General features: G+C 54.6%; 14 protein-coding genes and 1 pseudogene. 4 read left to right on the forward strand and 11 right to left on the reverse strand.

Going from position 1 to position 17,619, the window contains the following annotated elements; translation table 11 throughout:
• Positions 1 to 59: 59 nt before the first annotated feature.
• The 5 genes from glgA to glgC all read right to left on the reverse strand — a co-directional run bounded on the left by glgA (position 60) and on the right by glgC (position 8,446).
• Positions 60 to 1,541, reverse strand: a complete 1,482-nt coding sequence (glgA, locus tag HRU77_11285; GenBank protein ID QOJ21216.1) for a glycogen synthase GlgA — start codon at positions 1,539 to 1,541, stop codon at positions 60 to 62.
• 9 nt (positions 1,542 to 1,550) lie between these two features.
• Positions 1,551 to 3,188 (reverse strand): glucose-6-phosphate isomerase, encoded by a 1,638-nt coding sequence (pgi, locus tag HRU77_11290; protein QOJ21217.1) that lies wholly within the window; start codon positions 3,186 to 3,188, stop codon positions 1,551 to 1,553.
• A 52-nt stretch (positions 3,189 to 3,240) separates the two neighbouring features.
• Positions 3,241 to 5,253: a DUF1926 domain-containing protein gene (locus HRU77_11295; GenBank protein QOJ21218.1), complete on the reverse strand. Its 2,013-nt coding sequence runs from the start codon at positions 5,251 to 5,253 to the stop codon at positions 3,241 to 3,243.
• An 81-nt stretch (positions 5,254 to 5,334) separates the two neighbouring features.
• Positions 5,335 to 7,047, reverse strand: coding sequence for a glycoside hydrolase (locus HRU77_11300; protein QOJ21219.1), 1,713 nt, complete (start codon positions 7,045 to 7,047; stop codon positions 5,335 to 5,337).
• Between the two features lie 73 nt (positions 7,048 to 7,120).
• On the reverse strand, positions 7,121 to 8,446 hold the full coding sequence (gene glgC, locus HRU77_11305; protein ID QOJ21220.1) for a glucose-1-phosphate adenylyltransferase: 1,326 nt from the start codon (positions 8,444 to 8,446) through the stop codon (positions 7,121 to 7,123).
• A gap of 144 nt (positions 8,447 to 8,590) precedes the next feature.
• On the opposite strand from glgC, the gene glgB reads away from it, so the two are divergent.
• A complete protein-coding gene (gene glgB / locus HRU77_11310; GenBank protein ID QOJ21221.1) occupies positions 8,591 to 10,792 on the forward strand; it encodes a 1,4-alpha-glucan branching protein GlgB in 2,202 nt (733 codons plus the stop codon).
• Between the two features lie 8 nt (positions 10,793 to 10,800).
• Here glgB and HRU77_11315 read toward each other — a convergent pair whose 3' ends face one another.
• Both HRU77_11315 and HRU77_11320 read right to left on the reverse strand, forming a co-directional pair.
• Positions 10,801 to 11,064, reverse strand: coding sequence for a type II toxin-antitoxin system RelE/ParE family toxin (locus HRU77_11315; GenBank protein ID QOJ21222.1), 264 nt, complete (start codon positions 11,062 to 11,064; stop codon positions 10,801 to 10,803).
• On the reverse strand, positions 11,061 to 11,261 hold the full coding sequence (locus HRU77_11320; GenBank protein QOJ21223.1) for a hypothetical protein: 201 nt from the start codon (positions 11,259 to 11,261) through the stop codon (positions 11,061 to 11,063). Before HRU77_11320 ends, HRU77_11315 begins: the two co-directional genes overlap by 4 nt.
• 160 nt (positions 11,262 to 11,421) lie before the next feature.
• Here HRU77_11320 and HRU77_11325 point away from each other — a divergent pair, with 160 nt between their 5' ends.
• From HRU77_11325 to HRU77_11335, 3 genes and pseudogenes are all read left to right on the forward strand, one after another.
• Entirely contained in the window at positions 11,422 to 12,114 is a 693-nt protein-coding gene (locus tag HRU77_11325) for a TIR domain-containing protein (GenBank protein ID QOJ21224.1), read from the forward strand.
• Between the two features lie 32 nt (positions 12,115 to 12,146).
• Positions 12,147 to 12,959, forward strand: a pseudogene (locus HRU77_11330) (transposase family protein).
• Positions 12,910 to 13,491: a formylglycine-generating enzyme family protein gene (locus HRU77_11335; GenBank protein ID QOJ21225.1), complete on the forward strand. Its 582-nt coding sequence runs from the start codon at positions 12,910 to 12,912 to the stop codon at positions 13,489 to 13,491. Before HRU77_11330 ends, HRU77_11335 begins: the two are co-directional and overlap by 50 nt.
• 112 nt (positions 13,492 to 13,603) lie before the next feature.
• On the opposite strand, the gene HRU77_11340 is transcribed toward HRU77_11335, so the two are convergent.
• The 4 genes from HRU77_11340 to HRU77_11355 all read right to left on the reverse strand — a co-directional run bounded on the left by HRU77_11340 (position 13,604) and on the right by HRU77_11355 (position 17,352).
• Complete coding sequence (locus tag HRU77_11340; protein QOJ21226.1) at positions 13,604 to 14,833, reverse strand: ATP-binding protein; 1,230 nt, start codon at positions 14,831 to 14,833, stop codon at positions 13,604 to 13,606.
• Between the two features lie 220 nt (positions 14,834 to 15,053).
• Positions 15,054 to 15,947 carry an ROK family protein gene (locus HRU77_11345; GenBank protein ID QOJ21227.1) on the reverse strand — a complete coding sequence of 298 codons (894 nt, stop codon included), beginning with the start codon at positions 15,945 to 15,947 and terminating at the stop codon, positions 15,054 to 15,056.
• Positions 15,948 to 15,964: 17 nt separating this feature from the next.
• Positions 15,965 to 16,798, reverse strand: a complete 834-nt coding sequence (locus tag HRU77_11350; protein ID QOJ21228.1) for a cupin domain-containing protein — start codon at positions 16,796 to 16,798, stop codon at positions 15,965 to 15,967.
• On the reverse strand, positions 16,795 to 17,352 hold the full coding sequence (locus HRU77_11355; GenBank protein ID QOJ22152.1) for a sigma-70 family RNA polymerase sigma factor: 558 nt from the start codon (positions 17,350 to 17,352) through the stop codon (positions 16,795 to 16,797). Before HRU77_11355 ends, HRU77_11350 begins: the two co-directional genes overlap by 4 nt.
• Between the last annotated feature and the right edge of the window lie 267 nt (positions 17,353 to 17,619).

Consider the following 17,619-nt stretch of genomic DNA (forward strand, 5'->3'; position numbering starts at 1 on the left):
ATGGTAAATGAGCATTTTGAGGCTGATTTCAACGCAGTATGGCCGAGCGTCGTAGTTTCTCAGAGCTTCCCTATCAGGGAATGGTAAATCCGCTGATAAGCGGCTGCGCTGGAGTGCCAGCTGAAATCCTTCGCCATGCCGTTTTTCTGCAAGCGCTGCCAGGTCTTTTTGTCGTGATAAGCCGCTACCGCGCGTTTGATTGCGGCGAGCAGGTGTTCCGCGCTCATCGTGTCGAACACGAAACCGCTCGCGCTGCCGTTGGCCAGAGTTTGCGGTGTGCAATCGACCACAGTATCGGTCAGGCCGCCGGTGGTGTGCACGATGGGCGGTGTACCGTAGCGCTGGCTGTACATTTGATTCAAGCCGCACGGCTCGAAGCGCGACGGCATCAGGAAGGCATCCGCGCCGGCTTCGACCAGATGCGACAACGCTTCGTTAAAGCCGATGCGCACCGCGATGGCGCCGGGATGCGTCTGCGCCAGCATTGTGAGCTGATGTTCCAATTGCGCTTGGTCGCTGCCGAGCACGACCAGTTGCGCGGGGATTTTCACCAGTTGCGGCGCGATCTGGATCAGCACGTCGATGCCTTTTTGATGACTCAGGCGGCTGACCACGCCGAACAGCGGAATATCCGCATCCACCGTCAGTTCCATGTGCTGTTGCAGTGCGCTTTTGTTGACGGCTTTATCTGCGAGTTTTTTGCTGCTGTAGTTTTTTACCAGATGCGGATCGTTGGCGGGATCCCATTCGTTGACGGCGATGCCGTTGATGATGCCGGTGAGGTGGCGGCGGCGCGCCGCCAATAGTCCTTGCAAGCCGAATCCCAACGGTTCGGATTGGATTTCCTGCGCGTAGTTGGGGCTGACCGTTGTGATTTGGTTCGCGTAATAGAGTCCGGCTTTAAGAAACGACAGGTTGCCGTAATATTCCACGCCGTTGATAGCGAAACTGTGCGGCGGCAATCCCAGTTGCACCACGCTGCCGGGCGGGAAAACGCCTTGAAAGGCGAGATTATGGATGGTCATCAGCGTGGCGGCTTTTTTGCCGGGATGAAAATGCAGGTAAGCGGGAGTGAGGCCGCTTTGCCAGTCGTTGCAATGCGCAATGTGTGGACGCCAGGCGATCGGGCTGGCGTCGCTCGCCAGAATGGCGCCGATTTTCGACAGCAAGCCGAAGCGCAACGCATTGTCCGGCCAGTCGCGCCCGAACTCATCCATATAAGGCCCGCCTGCGCGATCGTACAATCCGGGACAGTCGACGACGAAGACCGGCAGATGTTCGGTTTTGCTCAACGATAGCCGCGCCGACAGCAGGTTTGTGGGCGGAAATTGCGGCAATGCGGAGAACTCGGCGACTTTGGATTTGTATTTAACCCCGGCGAGCACTTGCGGATAACCCGGCAGCAGCAGCCGCACATCGTTATGCAGCGCGCGCAGGGCCAGCGGCAACGCTGCGCTGACGTCGCCCAGACCGCCGGTTTTGCACAGCGGATAGACTTCGGATGTGATGAACAGAACGCGCAGTTCTTGCGAGGACGGCATGCGGATGGTTCAGCGGTGTGCTTTGAAGTAATTGATCAGACCGTTGGTGGACGCGTCATGCGAAGTCACCGCACCGTCCGGTTGCAGTTCGGCTAGGATTTTTCCCGCCAGTTGCTTGCCGAGTTCCACGCCCCATTGATCGAACGGATTGATGTTCCAAATCACGCTTTGCACGAACACTTTGTGTTCATACAGCGCAATCAATGCGCCGAGCGTTTGTGGATCAAGCTTTTTGAACAGAATCGACGTGGTCGGACGGTTGCCGGGAAAAATCTTGTGCGGCAGCAGTTGTTCAATGGCGTCCGCGCTCATGCCCTGCGCCATAAGCTCGGCGCGGACTTCCCGTCCATTCTTGCCGGTCATCAACGCTTCCGTTTGTGCGAAGAAATTCGCCAGTAGCATGCGGTGATGTTCACCCACCGGATAATGGCTTTGGCAAGGTGCGAGAAAATCGGCGGAAACGGTTTGCGTGCCCTGATGCAACAGCTGATAAAACGCATGCTGGCCGTTGGTGCCGGGTTCGCCCCAAACCACCGCGCCGGTGGCGTAATCGACCGCTTCACCGTCGCGCGTGATACGTTTGCCATTGCTTTCCATTTCCAGTTGCTGCAAATAAGCGGGAAAGCGGTGCAGCGATTGGTCGTACGGCAATACCGCATGTGATGATGTGGCGAAAAAATTGATTTGCCAGATGCCGATCAAGCCGAGCATCACCGGCAGGTTTTTCTCCAGTGGCGCGGTGGCGAAGTGTTGATCCATGGCGCGCGCACCGGCGAGCAACGCATAAAAGTTGTCCATGCCGATGGCCAGCGCAATCGGCAAACCGATCGCCGACCACAACGAATAACGCCCGCCGACCCAATCCCAGAATTCAAACATATTAGCCGGATCGATACCGAATTTTTCCACCGCGGTGCGATTGGTCGATACCGCGACAAAATGCTGGGCAATATCGGCTTCGCTGCCGCCGTGTTCAAGAAACCATCGGCGCGCGGAATGCGCGTTGGTGAGCGTTTCCTGCGTGGTGAACGTTTTCGATGCGATGATGAATAGCGTCGTCGCCGGGTCGAGATGGCGCAGCGTTTCAGCCAATTGCGCGCCGTCGATGTTGGAAATGAAATGCGGACGGATACCATTGAGGCGATACGGTTTTAGCGCTTCGGTCACCATCACCGGGCCGAGGTCCGAACCGCCGATGCCGATGTTGACGATGTCGGTGAACATCTTGCCGCTGTAGCCTTTACGCGCGCCGCTGTGCACCGCAATCGAGAAACGCTCCATCTGCTTCAGTACGCGTTTGACTTCCGGCAGCACGTCGATGCCGTCCACATGAACCGGTTGCTCGCTGCGCAATGCGATATGCAACGCCGCACGCTGCTCGGTCGAATTGATTTTTTCTCCGGCGAACATGCGTCCGATCCAATCGCTCAGTTTTTGCTGCCGCGCCAGCGCCAGCAGCAGATCGACCGTTTCTTGCCGGATCGGTTGTTTGGAAAAATCGAGCAACAGATCGCTCAGTGTCAATGAGAATTTTTCGAAGCGTTGCGGATCCTGCTGGAACAGGTCGCGCAAATGCTGTTGCGCTATGCTGGTGTGATGCGCTTGCAAAGCGAGCCAGGCCGGTGATTGCGTAAGTGATGACGTCATGTTTTTATCGGTTGGCGAAGATGATGAGTTGTGTGATTTCTTTACGGCTTCGTTATCGCGCGTGCGCCTTAATTTCCAGTGTGACGATTAATTGCGGTGCTGTTACCGGCCATTCCAGCAACAGCATCGTGGCTTGCATGATTTTCTCAAATCCGCTTTCGGATTGCGACACCGAAAAGTGCGGACGGGCGCGCAACGTGACCGGATGGGAAGTTCTGAGCACCACGCTGCCGCCCAGCGTATCGTCGTCCAAGGCGATTTCCGTCAAGTTATTCAATTCCAGCCATTGGCCGAAACCGCCGGGAATTTTTCCCTGATAGATATAACGCCCGCCTATGCCATCGCAGCTCGGCATGGCTAGGTTGATTTCGGTGCTGAAACCCTGTTCCGGTTTGGCGGTGAATTGGTACGTAACCTGCAAGCGGTTGCCGTCCAGCATGATGAGCTTATGAACCGGGTACGCTGTGTTGTCCGATTCGAAGTGACTGTTTTCCAGCGCCGCGGCCAAAGACCGGTACGTGACGAACATGCCGTCCAGGCGATCGACGAACAGGCTGCGCGGATGATCGTCGGGCGCGATATCTTCGGCGCTGATATCGTGCTTGTAGCTGATGCGATCGTGCGCGGATGCGATGCCATTGGTTGCGTGATTCGACGAATGGCGCGTGCTCGGATGGATTTTCTGATAATAGTGCTCGACCTGGCAGCGCAGGGTATCGCCGAAGTTGTGCTTCAGCGGGTAAGCATCGAACTCGCAGACACTGGCGAAGCGATCCAGTTTCAACACGGCTTGCAAGATGCCATTGTGCAGATAGGCTTCTTCCACGCCGTCCAGATCGGTATCGGCAGTGAAGCAGGCCGGACGCGGCGCGCAAGCATCCAGCAAGGCTTCCAGTTCAACCAGGGCGTTGTAGACGGCGCGGCGCAGATGCGGCAAGTACAAGCCGCCGAACAGGCCGTGCCAGTAGGCATCGTTGGCTTGCGCTTCGTACAGTTTTTGCTGCATCAGCGGGGTGCGCTGTTTTTCCGGCAATGCGTTCAACCGCGCCGACAGGCTCAGCATGCGCTTGTGCATCCAATTGGATTCCGGGTAGCGGGAAAAGAAGTTTTTCCAGATGCCGCCACGCAAGAATGCTTTCTTGTGTTCGTACCAGCCGCTGGTTTTGGCTTGTTGCACCAGATCCGCGTAGGTGTTGGCGGATTGCGCCGGCAGGGTCCATTCGTTCATTTCAATGTACGAAACCGTCGGCAGGTAGACGATGCCGCGGGTTTTTTCACTGGCGTGGTATTCGCTGTAATGCTGCGTGCTGATTTTATCCGACGCCAGCACGCCTTGAATGAAACGCTCGAGCCAGCCTTTTTCGTATACCCACTGGTAAGTCTCCGGCCAGATGCCGAATTTTTCGATGTCGTCGAAATAAATCGCGGCTGCGGTGGTGTGCTGCGTGTGCTGATCGGCTAACGATTCGAGGTAGGCGATGGTTTCTTCCACTGGAGAAAACGGAATTTTGTAGCGCAGCGCTTCGGAAATCGGGAATAAGTCGAGCTTATGGGAATCTTCTTCGGTGGTGAAATAACCGTTCAATTCTTCGTGCGTTTTCCCGGCGCAGAGAAAATGATAGTCGTCCACGGTGACGTAGCGGATGCCGCAATCCGCCAGCGCCGGAACGACGGTGGATTCCCACACGCGCTCGGTCAGCCATGCGCCTTGCGGGCGTTGACCGAATTTTGCCGCCAGTTTCTGCGAGAAGGCTTCGATCTGTCCGGTGCGGTCGCGGTTGGGAATGACCGCCAGCACCGGTTCGGTATCTCCGGCACCGAATAATTCCACTTGCCGCCGCGCCACCATGTCGTGCAGCAGTTCCATATCGGCGGGGAAACGCTGCAACAGGTAGTCGAGCAGCCAGCCGGAGAAATGCACGGAAAAACGGAAACCGGGGTAGCGGTGGAGTACTTGCAAGAACGGTTTGTAGCAGCGCAAATGCGCGTCTTCCAGCACTTCGGGAAAATTGCCGACGGGTTGGTGTGCATGAACACCGAAAAGTAGCGATACACGTTGTGACATTCAATGACCCCGGTAAACGTTATTAAAACGGTGCGACCGCACCTCCGATTTTACTCGCCGCGCAACGCGGCCCGCGATGGATCAGGTGTTATGAGATCGCCGCATGGTGCCGCTTGCTTCATTGTTGTGCGCATTGCCTTTGCTGATCGATTCCTGCAACACCGGCGGCACCGGCAGTTTGAGCTGGCGGTAAAGGTTTACCAGGTTCAATCTGAATAGATGATCGAAACTGGCGACCGAGTGTGCCGGATTGTAATCGCCAAACCACCAGAACCAGTCGGAGCTTTCGCAGGATGCCAATTGCCGGCTGGCTTCGATCTTTTTTTCGCTGCTCAGGCGGCCGCTTTGCATGACCAGATCGAAACTGTGTTTTGCGGCACATAGCATGTCCCAGGCGCGGTTCTTTTCCTTGTCGCCGATCCAGGTCGAAAACGTTCCGTACACCCAGCTGCCGGCTGCCAGCGCCGGTAATGATTGAATGTCATTGGTCTTTTCCGCATCGGCGATATAGTTGCGATAGGTCGTGGTGCGGATGTGCGGATGATTCTCCAGCAAGCTGTAGAGGTCTTCGAGAAAATAAAAGCCATTGTAAGGATACGATTCCCAGGCGTTCTCTCCATCCAGAATCACACTGACCACCGGATTCTCATCGGGCGGTGTGCTGTTGTAAATGCGTTCCAGCGATTGGATAAAATTTTCCGCCGCATCGCGTCCGAACCATTTGGAATATTCGAAACCGATCAAATCGGATAATTGATCGTCGCGGAAAAAGCAGATGACTTGTCCGGTTTCACCGTCGAAGCGGTACGGGCGGTACAGATATTGATTACGGTCCGGTAACGGCGCATCCGGATAAGAAGCGCGCAGGCTGTTGGCCAGCACGCCTTCACCGCTGGCGCTCCAGCGGCAGCCTTGCTCGGCGAAAATTTTCAATAACGCCGCCGATAACGCGCCTTCAGCTGGCCAAACGCCGACGGGCTTTTCGTTGAAACGCTGCGTGTGGCTGGTTATTGCCGAGGACAGATGAAACGCCACGCGGCTACGTCCGCCCGGATACAGATGATGCTCCGGCAGCGCGACGTCGGACTGGCTGTCCCGCGCGGATGCAAAATCGATCAGTAACGGCGCGAGCGGATGATAATGCGGTGTGGTGGATAATTCGATCTGGCCGGATTCGGCGAGTTTGCGGTAACGCGGAATCAGGTTTTTGATCAATTCACCGATCAGATTGAAAAGCTGCAAGCGGTTTTCGTAGCTGAATTCCTGGCTTTGCGCCATCAATCGCATGACAAATTCATTATTGCGCCGGACGCTTTCTCCCATCCACGCCAGGTGGTACCACACTAGCAAATCGGCCAGGTACTGCCCGGAAAAATACACCAGTTCGCTTTCGCTGCGCCGGTTGAATGTCTGATACAGCTCGTGCAGGCGTTTATAGGCCGGGTACGGTTGCAACATGGTGGCATGATTGCTGAGAAAACAGCTATCGAACACGTACAAACGATCCTGGATGGAAATATGTTCGAGCTCCGGTGTGGCGAGCAGGCGCAGCAACGGGCTGCGAATATGTCCGGTGGAAAATTGCGCGCTGAAATCTTCCAGTTGATCGAGCAGCACCGGTACGAAATTGACCACCGCCTTGGTGTGCGGGTGCATTTCCAGGTGGTAAGCCATGTCGGTGTAATCCTTGATGGCGTGCAGATACACCCACGGCAACACGAATTCGTTGGTGACATAGTCCCGGTAATCCGGTTGGTGCATGTGCCACAGTAAAACTAAATTTAATTGTTTCATTTGCAAAGAGTGATGCCCGTTTAATTATTGTTATTAGAGAGCTGACGAGTACGTTACGTTCGCTCCGATGCGGTCAGCAAACTTCATGGATTTGCTGTCCCAGCATTTCGGGCGTGATCAATGTGATGCCTTTCTCCGTGACATAAAACCGCTTGCGGTCTTCAGCGGCATCATATCCCACCACCAGTCCTTCCGGAATGACGCACCTTTTTTCCACGACCACGCGCCGCAGACGCGCGTGCCGGTTAATCACCACATCCGGCAGGATGACCGAATCCTCGACCGAGCTGAAACTGTTGACCTTGACATTGGAGAACAGCAAGGAACGGCGCACGGTAGCGCCGCTGATGATGCAACCGCCCGACACCGACGAATCCAATGCCTGACCGCGGCGATTGTCATCGTCGAAAACGAATTTGGCCGGCGGTAACTGCTCCTGATGGGTCCAGATGGGCCAGTCGGCATCGTACAAATTGAGCTGCGGGGTGACGCTGATCAGATCGACATTGGCTTCCCAGTAAGCGTCGATCGTCCCCACGTCTCTCCAGTAAGGTATTGTGTCATAAGCCATATTAACGCAGCTATGCTGAAACCGGTGCGCGAAGACGTGATAGCGCGGCACCAGATACGGAATCAAATCCTTGCCGAAATCATGCGACGAATCGTGTGTTTGATGATCGCGGATCAATTGCTGATAGAGGAATTTTGCGTTGAACACATAAATGCCCATGCTGACCAGCGCTTTATCCGGTTGACCGGGTATCGGCGCCGGATGGGCCGGTTTTTCAGCAAAGCTGGTGACTTGCCAGGCCGTATCGACGCCCATCACGCCGAAAGCGGTGGCTTCCTCTAGCGGAACTTCCAGGCAAGCCACCGTCATATCCGCCCCTTTTTCGATATGCTCGGCCAGCAGTTTGCTGTAATCCATTTTATAGATGTGATCGCCGCCCAGAATCATGACGTACTTGGCATCGTGACGTTGCATGATGTCGATGTTCTGAAAAACCGCATCGGCGGTGCCTTGATACCAAGTTTCGTCGGCGGTGCGTTGTTGCGCCGGGAGCAATTCGACGAATTCCTTGAAGCGTCCGTCGAGAAAACTCCAGCCATGCTGAATATGGCGGATCAGACTCTGTGCCTTGTATTGCGTCACCACGCCAATGCGCCGGAAACCGGAATTGACGCAATTGGAAAGCGGAAAATCGATGATGCGGAATTTGCCGCCAAAGGGAACGGCCGGTTTGGCGCGCCAGTCCGTCAGTTGATGCAAGCGGCTGCCGCGTCCCCCGGCCAGTATCAGCGCCAGCGTATCGTGCGAAATGTTGCTGTGGAAGTGGCTGTCGTTTTTGTGCTCCACTTGGGATTCACTGGCATGTTGCGGTTCATTGTGATAATCCATGGCATTGCTCCCTTCTACTCTATATGTTTATAGTATCGCATTATTGTGACACTTTCTCACAGATGGATTTGATTCGATTGTCTTAAATCAAAAGCCGGACACGCTATAATCCATACGATGATAGCCAATCCCCCGGTCAATACGATGACAGCCAGAAAAAACAATCCGCTACAGCATGCGTTGCTGCATGCGCGCTTACACGATCCTTATACCTACCTGGGGTTGCACCGCGAACACGGCCAAGCCGTGGTGCGGGTGTTCCGGCCGCACGATGCGCAGGTGTGGATCAGAACCGCGACCGGTTTCGAACCGATGCAGTGCATCCATGCGGATGGAATTTTCGAGTGGCGCGGCGATAGGACACCTGTGATGCCTTACCGCTTGCGTGTCGAAGAAAAAGGCGCCGGTCACGGCATTCATGAGTTATACGATCCGTACGCTTTCGCATCGCAAATTTCCGATCACGATTTGTACCTGTTCAACGAAGGCAAGCTGTGGCAAGCGCACCGCATGCTGGGTGCGCAACTCGTTGGCCATAACGGGGTGAATGGTATGCGGTTCGCGGTTTGGGCGCCGAATGCCGAGCGGGTCAGCGTGATCGGCGATTTCAACCGCTGGGATGGCCGGATTCACCCGATGAAGGTGCATCACGGCAGCGGTGTATGGGAACTCTTCATTCCCGAGTTGCCGCCGGATGTTTTGTATAAATTCGAAATCCGCAACCGCGCCAGCGGCGAGATTCTGGTCAAAACCGATCCGTATGCCGTGCGCTTCGAATTGCGCCCGAACACGGCGGCGCTGACACCGGCAACAAGCGGTTACGATTGGCAGGATGTCGCCTGGATGAATGAGCGTGAAAACTGGGACTGGCTGCACGCGCCGCTGAACATCCTGGAGATTCACGCCGGTTCATGGAAACGCCATCCCGGCGGGCGTTTTTATACCTACCGCGAATTGGCTGAGCACCTGCTGCCCTATGTGGTGGAAATGGGGTATACGCATATCGAACTGATGCCGGTCTCGGAACATCCGCTCGATGAATCGTGGGGTTACCAAACCACCGGCTATTTCGCCGTCACCAGCCGCTACGGTTCAGCCGATGATTTCCGTTTTTTTGTTGATGCTTGCCATCAGGCGGGCATCGGCGTGATTCTCGATTGGGTGCCCGCGCATTTTCCGCAGGATGCGTTTGCTCTGGCGCGTTTCGATGGCACCGCGTTGTACGAGCATGAAGATCCGCGCCTCGGTTTTCATCAGGACTGGGGCACGTATATTTTCAATTACGGACGCAACGAAGTGAAATCGTTTCTGTTGTCCAGCGCGCATTTCTGGCTGGCCGAATTTCATCTCGACGGCTTGCGCGTCGATGCCGTGGCGTCGATGTTGTACCTCGATTATTCGCGCAAGGACGGCGAATGGCTGCCGAACAAATATGGCGGCCGGGAAAATCTGGAAGCGATCGATTTTCTGCGCGACCTGAACGTCATGGTGCACGGCGAATTTCCCGGCGCGCTGACGCTGGCCGAGGAATCGACCGCATGGCCCGCGGTGTCGCGTCCGACTTACGTCGGCGGTCTGGGGTTTTCGATGAAATGGAACATGGGCTGGATGCACGACACATTGTCGTACATGCGCCAAGACCCGGTGCACCGCCGTTATCACCACGATCAATTGACTTTCAGCCAGTTGTACGCGTATTCCGAAAACTTTGTGCTGCCGTTCTCGCACGACGAAGTGGTACACGGCAAAGGCTCTCTGTTCAACAAAATGCCCGGCGACGACTGGCAGAAATTCGCCAACGTGCGCCTGCTGCTGACCTACCAAATGACCTCACCGGGCAAGAAACTCAATTTCATGGGCAACGAATTCGCGCAGCGGCAGGAATGGCGCGTAAACGGTGAACTGGATTGGGGTTTGCTGCAACATCATCCGCACGCCGGAGTGCAAGCCTTGCTGCGCGATTTGAATCACTGCTACAAAAATATCCCGGCGCTGCACCAGCTCGACTTCGCCGCCGAAGGCTTCCACTGGATCGACTGCCAGGACGCCGAGCAATCCATCATCAGCTTCATGCGCCGCGGCAAAGACGGCAGCTTCGTGCTGATCGTCCTCAACTTCACCCCGGTGCCGCGCATCGGCTACCGCATCGGCGTTCCCGCCGGCGGCATTTACCGCGAAATCTTCAACAGCGATTCGGCCTATTACGGCGGCAGTAACATGGGCAACCTCGGCAACATCGCCAGCGTGCAAATGCCCTGGATGGGATTTGCCGACTCGATTGCGATCACGCTGCCGCCGCTGGCGGGGATGGTGTTTTCGCTGACTGATTCCAGCCATACACGTTAGCCGTCTGCTTACGTTTTGTAGACTTTTCTTCGATGTGCGATCACATGGATCGTAATATGGTGTTGTTCGGATTCTGTGGTGTAGAGTACGCGCCAATCTCCGGCTCGCAATTTGTAAAACTTTACCAAGGAGCCTGTCAGTGTTTCGGGCTGCACTTCATCGAAATGTTCAGCAAGCCACTCGATCTTTTCTATGATTCTTTTTGCGACAGGAAGATCAAGCTGCGAAAGGTCTTCGAGAGCCTGCGGCGTAAATTCAATGTGATATTTCAAGAGAGGTTTAACCTATCTTTGACTTCACGCAGAGAAATACGGCCTTTCGAGCTTAACGAAAGTTGGAGCCTTGCCTTGATTTCATCGGAAAGCTCGAGAAATTGATCGGGATCGGTCATCAGGTTTTGTAATTCTTCATGGACGACTTTGCGAATCAATGCCTGCAATTCGTCTACAGTGAGATCGGCTGCTTTCATGGGATGATCCTCTTTAATCATGGGATTAATGGAACAGAACCGGCATTATAACGGATCAAGACAGCGTCATGAAACATGACTGTTTTTGGGTTACGGATTTTGAATACCGCAAGCTGCTATCCATTTATAATGCCCTGCGTCGACATCACAAGAAACAACCATGAGCGATATTTTTATTGCGTATTCGAGGAACGATGCCGCCACCGCGGAACGATTGGTGCAGTATTTCCGTCAGGAAGGCTGGGAAGTTTTTATCGATAAGCAAACCCATGTGGGGCGGCGCTGGCATAAGGAAATCGAACGCGAATTGCACGCCGCAAAAGCGGTGGTGGTGCTGTGGTCGGCCACGTCGCGCGACAGCGATTTTGTGCTGGAGGAAGCGGAATACGGTAAACGCAAAGATATTCTCTTTCCAGCGTTCATCGAGCGCGTGGAGTTTCCGTACGGATTCGGCCGCATTCAAACCGCGGATTTGGTTGATTGGAATCATCGTGCGGAACATGCCGGGTTGGTTCAGTTGCTGACTTCGCTGCGGGCTCATTTGAATGGTTCCACTACTGAGTCGATTACAATTGCTGAACCAGTAAAGCCGATTCGTGCTGCTCAGGCCGTGCTTTCATTCGATCAAACATTTCGCGATAAATTGCAATCCGGCGGTGAAGGGCCGTTGATGATGGTGATTCCCGCCGGGCGTTTTTTGATGGGATCATCCGAAAGCGAACTCGATCGGAGTGATGAAGAAGGTCCGCAGCATGAGGTGCATATCGCGCGGCCATTCGCGCTGGGTGTTTATGCGGTGACTTTTGCCGAATATGACTTGTTTTGTCAGAAAACCGAGTGTAAGAATTTCTAGCGTTGTTTACAGTATTCAGGAGAATACTGTAGATGAACATACACAAACGCACTCGTTTAACATTATTGGATCGTCAGGAAATCTGGCGGCTGTATCAAACCCGGCTGTGGAAGGTAGTTCAGCTGGCAGAATACTTTCACGTCAGCCGGCCAACGATTTATGACGTACTGAAACGAGCCAGACTCCAGGAATTTACTCCGCGTAGCAGTACCAATCAGCGCTTCAAGACACTGCAGTATGGCCTCAAACGTTTGGCTAAAGTAGAGTAAACCATCCAGGAACGTCTCAAGCGTGAAGCGAAGCGCTATAACAAATCTTATCCGGGCGAGCTCGTTCACCTCGATACCAAGCGGCTTCCATTATTGAAAGGACAGTCTGCCAATGAACCTCGCGAGTACCTGTTTGTGGCCATCGATGATTTCTCCAGGGAATTATATGCCGATATCTTCCCCGATAAAACTCAATACAGCGCCGCTTGCTTTCTCATCGCTACTGTTGCCCAATGTCCTTATCAAATCGATTGCACTTATTCCGATAACGGCACGGAATTTAAAGGAACTGACGATCATGCTTTTGTCAAAGCTTGCAGGCAACACGGTATCGGTCAGAAGTTTACTCGTGTCAATCGTCCTCAAACCAACGGGAAAGCTGAGCGCGTGATCCGCACGCTCATGGACATGTGGCACAACAAATTCTGTTTTAAAGACACTGCTGACCGACGTATTCAACTTGTCCGTTTCATTAACTTCTACAACACCGTCAAACCCCATAAGAGTTTGTATAACGCAACCCCTTATGAAATACTCAACGCTTATTTCAATCAACCTCTCTGTAAACAACCCTGAGATTTCTTACACCGAGCGAGTTAAGCCTAATGATAAGAATTGGGGACGGAAAAACCGCCCGATCATCAACGTTTCTTGGCACGACGCGCAAGCGTATTGTACTTGGCTGAGTGAGCAAGCCGGTAAAGCCTATCGACTGCCGAGCGAAGCCGAATGGGAATATGCCTGCCGCGCCGAAACCGAAACAACTTTCAATAAAGGGGAAACAATTAATTCCAATCAAGCCAATTTTGCTAAGAAATACGGAAGAACCTTGCCGGTTGGGTCGTTTGCGTCGAATGCCTTCGGCTTGCATGATATGCACGGTAATGTCTGGGAATGGATGCAGGATTGCTGGCATAAAAACTATCGAGATGCTCCAGTCGATGGTTCGGCCTGGTTGGAAGTCAATGGTGGTAATTGCGATTATCGGGTGGTTCGAGGCGGTTCATGGTTCAACAGTCTAAGGGTACTGCGGTCGGCTGATCGTTACAGGAACAGGACCGTTGTCGCGTTCGATAATATCGGTTTTCGCATTGCCAGGGAATTTTGATCTTTGTTCTTTGTGTTTTTGCCCTTTGCGGGGTGCAGGGGCGTAGCCCCTGCGGATTTCTCAGTCTTGTCAAAGGCAGATAAAGCGGAAGTGCCGTAGAACGGGGTTTTGATCACAAATACCCTGCCGGTATGGCATCCACGTGATCGGATAGCGGTATCAGAGTATTTGCAAAACAGATCACGCCGCCATGCCCGATTGGGGTGTCGAGGTTCTCGAGCATGCTAAATCCTTTGAATTTCATATTGTGAAGTGCCGCCGATTTCTTGATTTCGATCGGATAGAGCGTTCCGTTTTCTTCAATGAGCAGATCGATCTCCCGTTTTTCCTTGTCGCGATAAAAATAAATCCGCGGGATGCGGCTATGATGCAAATAAGATTTGATGATTTCCGCGATAACCCAGGTTTCCAATATCGCGCCGGACATTGCGCCGCGCTCCAGAACATCGGCGTTCAGCCAACCGGTCAAATAAGCGCAAAGACCGGTATCCATGAAATACAGCTTGGGCGTTTTGACCAGCCGTTTGGTGCGGTTGTTAAAATAGGGCTGGAGTAAATAGACAATGCCGGAGGCGTGCAGGACATTCAGCCATGTTTTAACCGTCACTTCACTGACACCGGTATCCCTTGCCATATCCGCATAATTGATGAGCTGACCGGTGCGCGCGGCGGCAATTTGCATGAATTTGTGAAAGGCGGCTGTGTCGTTGATGTTCAGGTATTCCCGCACATCCCGCTGGATGTAGGTGGAAACGTAGGAGCTGTAGAACTGTTCCCAGTGCTGATCGCTGTAATGCGCCACCATGTCCGGGTACGAACCGCGCCATATTTTTTGATAAGCTTCCGGCACGGTGAGCGGTTTTGCGGTTTTCTGGCGGGATTTGAGTAGCGCCAGATCGGGCAAAAATGGCGAGTCATCGCTACGGCCCTGTTCTTCCGCTAATGAAATACCTTGCAGTTGCAGCAGCGCAACGCGTCCCGCCAGCGATTCCGTGACATTCTTCATCATGTCAAATTGCTGCGATCCGGTGAGCCAAAACAGCCCGTTTTGTTTGGTTTTATCGACCGTCATTTTGATGTAAGGAAACAGATCCGGCGCATACTGCACTTCATCAATCAGAACCGGAAGACTGAGTCTATCCAGAAAGCTTGCCGGGTCTTGCTGCGCGGCCATGCGCAGGGAAAGGTCATCCAGCGTGATATAAGTGCGCGATGGTTCGCGGATATCCTGCAATAGTGTGGTTTTGCCAACCTGGCGCGGCCCGGTCAGTAAAATGACCTTAAAACGGGTGCTCGCTTCCAGAATTGCTTTCCCGAGGGTGCGTGTGATACTTTTATCCATATTCCGGCTAATCCAAAGTCATGCTTCAGAATAGTCAGGAAATAACTCTGTGTCAATCCGGGTAACGGTTGGAGCTATTCCGATTGGCTGAATTGATAGTGCGGTGTACAAGCCTATGCAAGTTGGCTATTGTGAATCCATGAAGGATTGTGAAGCGGTTGTGGCATGTGGTCATGAGCCGGTTTTTGGTGGATGACGTTTTACTTATCCACCCTGCATTCTAAATTTTATCACGCTGCCACAACTGCGCAGCTCCGCGTACACCCGAGCTGTCGCCGTGAATATTTCTCAGAACCGGGGTGTTGAATTGATCGTTAAACACGTAATGCGCGACTCGTTCACGGCCTTCGCTGTAGAGCCGGTCGATGTTGGAAAGTCCGCCGCCGAGGACGATGGCATCAGGGTCGAGGATGTTGATGACGGTCGCCAGGGCGCGGCCGAAGCGGTCGAGGAAGCGCCGCATCGCGGCTTCCGCCAGGGCATCGCCTTGCGCTGCCAGCGCCACAATGTCGTTGGCTTGCAAGGCGCGATTGCCGCCGTGGCGGTGATAATCGGCGGCCAGGGCGGGGCCGGAGATGAAGGTTTCGACGCAGCCCTTCTGGCCGCAGTAGCAATCCGGCCCGTTCCGTTCCAGGATGTTGTGACCCCATTCGCCGCCGATGTGTTGACGGCCTTGGTGTAATTGGCCGTTGAGCACGATGCCGCCGCCGACACCGGTGCCCATGATGACACCGAACACCACGCCGTAACCTTTTCCCGCGCCATCCAGCGCTTCGCTCAGCGCGAAACAGTTGGCGTCGTTGGCGATGCGCAGCGGCCGATTCAGTAGTCCTTGCAAGTCCTCGAGCAACGGTTGTCCGTTCAGGCACACGGTATTGGAATTCTTCATCTTGCCGCTGACCGCCGAGATGGCACCCGGTGTGCCGATACCCACCGGGCATTGTTGACCGGTTTCCGCTTCCAGTTGCCGGGTGAGTTGCACGATGGTGTGCAAAATCGCCCAATAGCCCGCCGATTGCTGCGTGTCCACGCGTTTCCGCACCAGCTCTTTACCGTCAGTGTCCAGCACCACACCTTCAATTTTAGTACCGCCGAGATCGATACCGATGCGCATGGGTGAGTCTCGAACGGTTACGCTGCGTTGCGCGCGCCGCGCATGAATACCAGCGCACCGCGATCGGAGGAGATCGGACGGGATGCCGAACCTGTGGGCGCGAGCTGCCAGTCGCCGCTGCATAGCAGCGTGTCGCCGAAGAACGCGTTGCCTTCGAGTAACAGGCATTCCTCATCGTGGGCAAGCAATGCTTGCTGCGATGACCAACGGGTTCCGGCGGCGATGCGCAGCAGCGACGAGCGGGTCTGGCCGTCGTCGTACAGCGGTTTGCTGGAGACACCGGGCGCAACTTCCGACCAGTCGCCTTCGTTGGCGCGAATGGTGATCAATTCACGGCCACCGCCGGGCAGGAACGCGGTCAGCAGATCGCGTGCGACTTCGGCGGTGTGGCCTACCGGTATGCCGCGCAGGTACAGCAACGCGCCGCTTTCCGACGATATTTTGCCGTGGCGGCTGCCGGCGCGCGCCATATGGTAGTCGCCGCTGCTGAGCTTGAGATCGCCGAGGCTGGCGGAGCCGCGCAGCACGATGCATTCTTCGTCTTCATGGTGGCGGTGCATCGGTAGGCTGGCACCGGGTTCGAGGTCGAGCAGGAAAGCGCGGTTATGTCGATCGAGGGTTTTAGCGCGCACGCCGGGGAGAATTTTGCGCCATTTACCCTGATCGCTGCGGATCGTGACGCGCGGCGCTTCCGCGGCAGCGCTGGCATGGATGCGCTGGAAAAGCTGGGCGCGGATTTTTGCACGCTGCTGACCGCTCGGCTGTGACGGTTCCAATCCCTCCAGCAGAGCCGCTTCGACTTTGTCGGCGTGCTGCGGATTGTCCGGGTCTAATGAGTAGCGTTTCTTCATCGTTCAAAGCCTTTGAGTAAATCGTCCTCGAGCACATCGTGCAACTGCTTGAGCGCGCGGCGGATATGCGATTTGACCGTGCCCAGTGCCATATCGCTGAAAGTGGCGATTTCTTCGTGCGTCAAGCCGCGGAAGAAAGCCATTGCGACTAATTGCCGCTGCACCGGTTCGAGCTGCTGCAACGCTTGATTCAATTTCAAATTATTCTGCGTCGCCGCCAGCAAATCTTGCGGGTCGCCTTCGCGTGACGGTTCGTCGAACAATAGAGCTTCCGGTTCCTCGCAAAGTTCGGCGTCGTCCGCCTTGCGCAAGTAATCCAACGCCCGGCTGCGCGCGATTGTCAGCAGCCAGGCGATGACATTGCCGCGTTGCGCGTCGAAGCGCGGCGCTTCGCGCCACACCTGCCAGTACACATCCTCACTGACTTCCTCCGCTGCTTGCGCATTGCGCGTGATGCGCAGCGCTACGCCATAAACCCGGTTCAGCGTGGCCTCGTACAGATCGGCCAGTGCCTGTTCGTCATGCGCCGCAATCGCAGTGACTAAAGCCTGCATGTGCGCATCCGCAGCGCTGCTGTCACGATTGTGTGTGCTGCTCGTCGTCACTCCCGGTCAAATCCTTCGCATTACGTTGGTCTTTTTTCTTTAGGAAGCTCTGAAAAAGGTAGCGAGCGATGGTCAGGCAAGGCGAAATCCGGCGAAAAAGCGCAGTTTACGAAGTGTAAATGAGCATTTTGAGCCTGATTTCAACACAGCTTGACCGAGCGCAGTAGTTTTTCAGAGCTTCCTTTACTGAAATATATCATCAGACGCCCTTAGGCA

This window comes from Gammaproteobacteria bacterium (genome assembly GCA_015709615.1).
GTDB lineage: Bacteria > Pseudomonadota > Gammaproteobacteria > Burkholderiales > Nitrosomonadaceae > Nitrosomonas.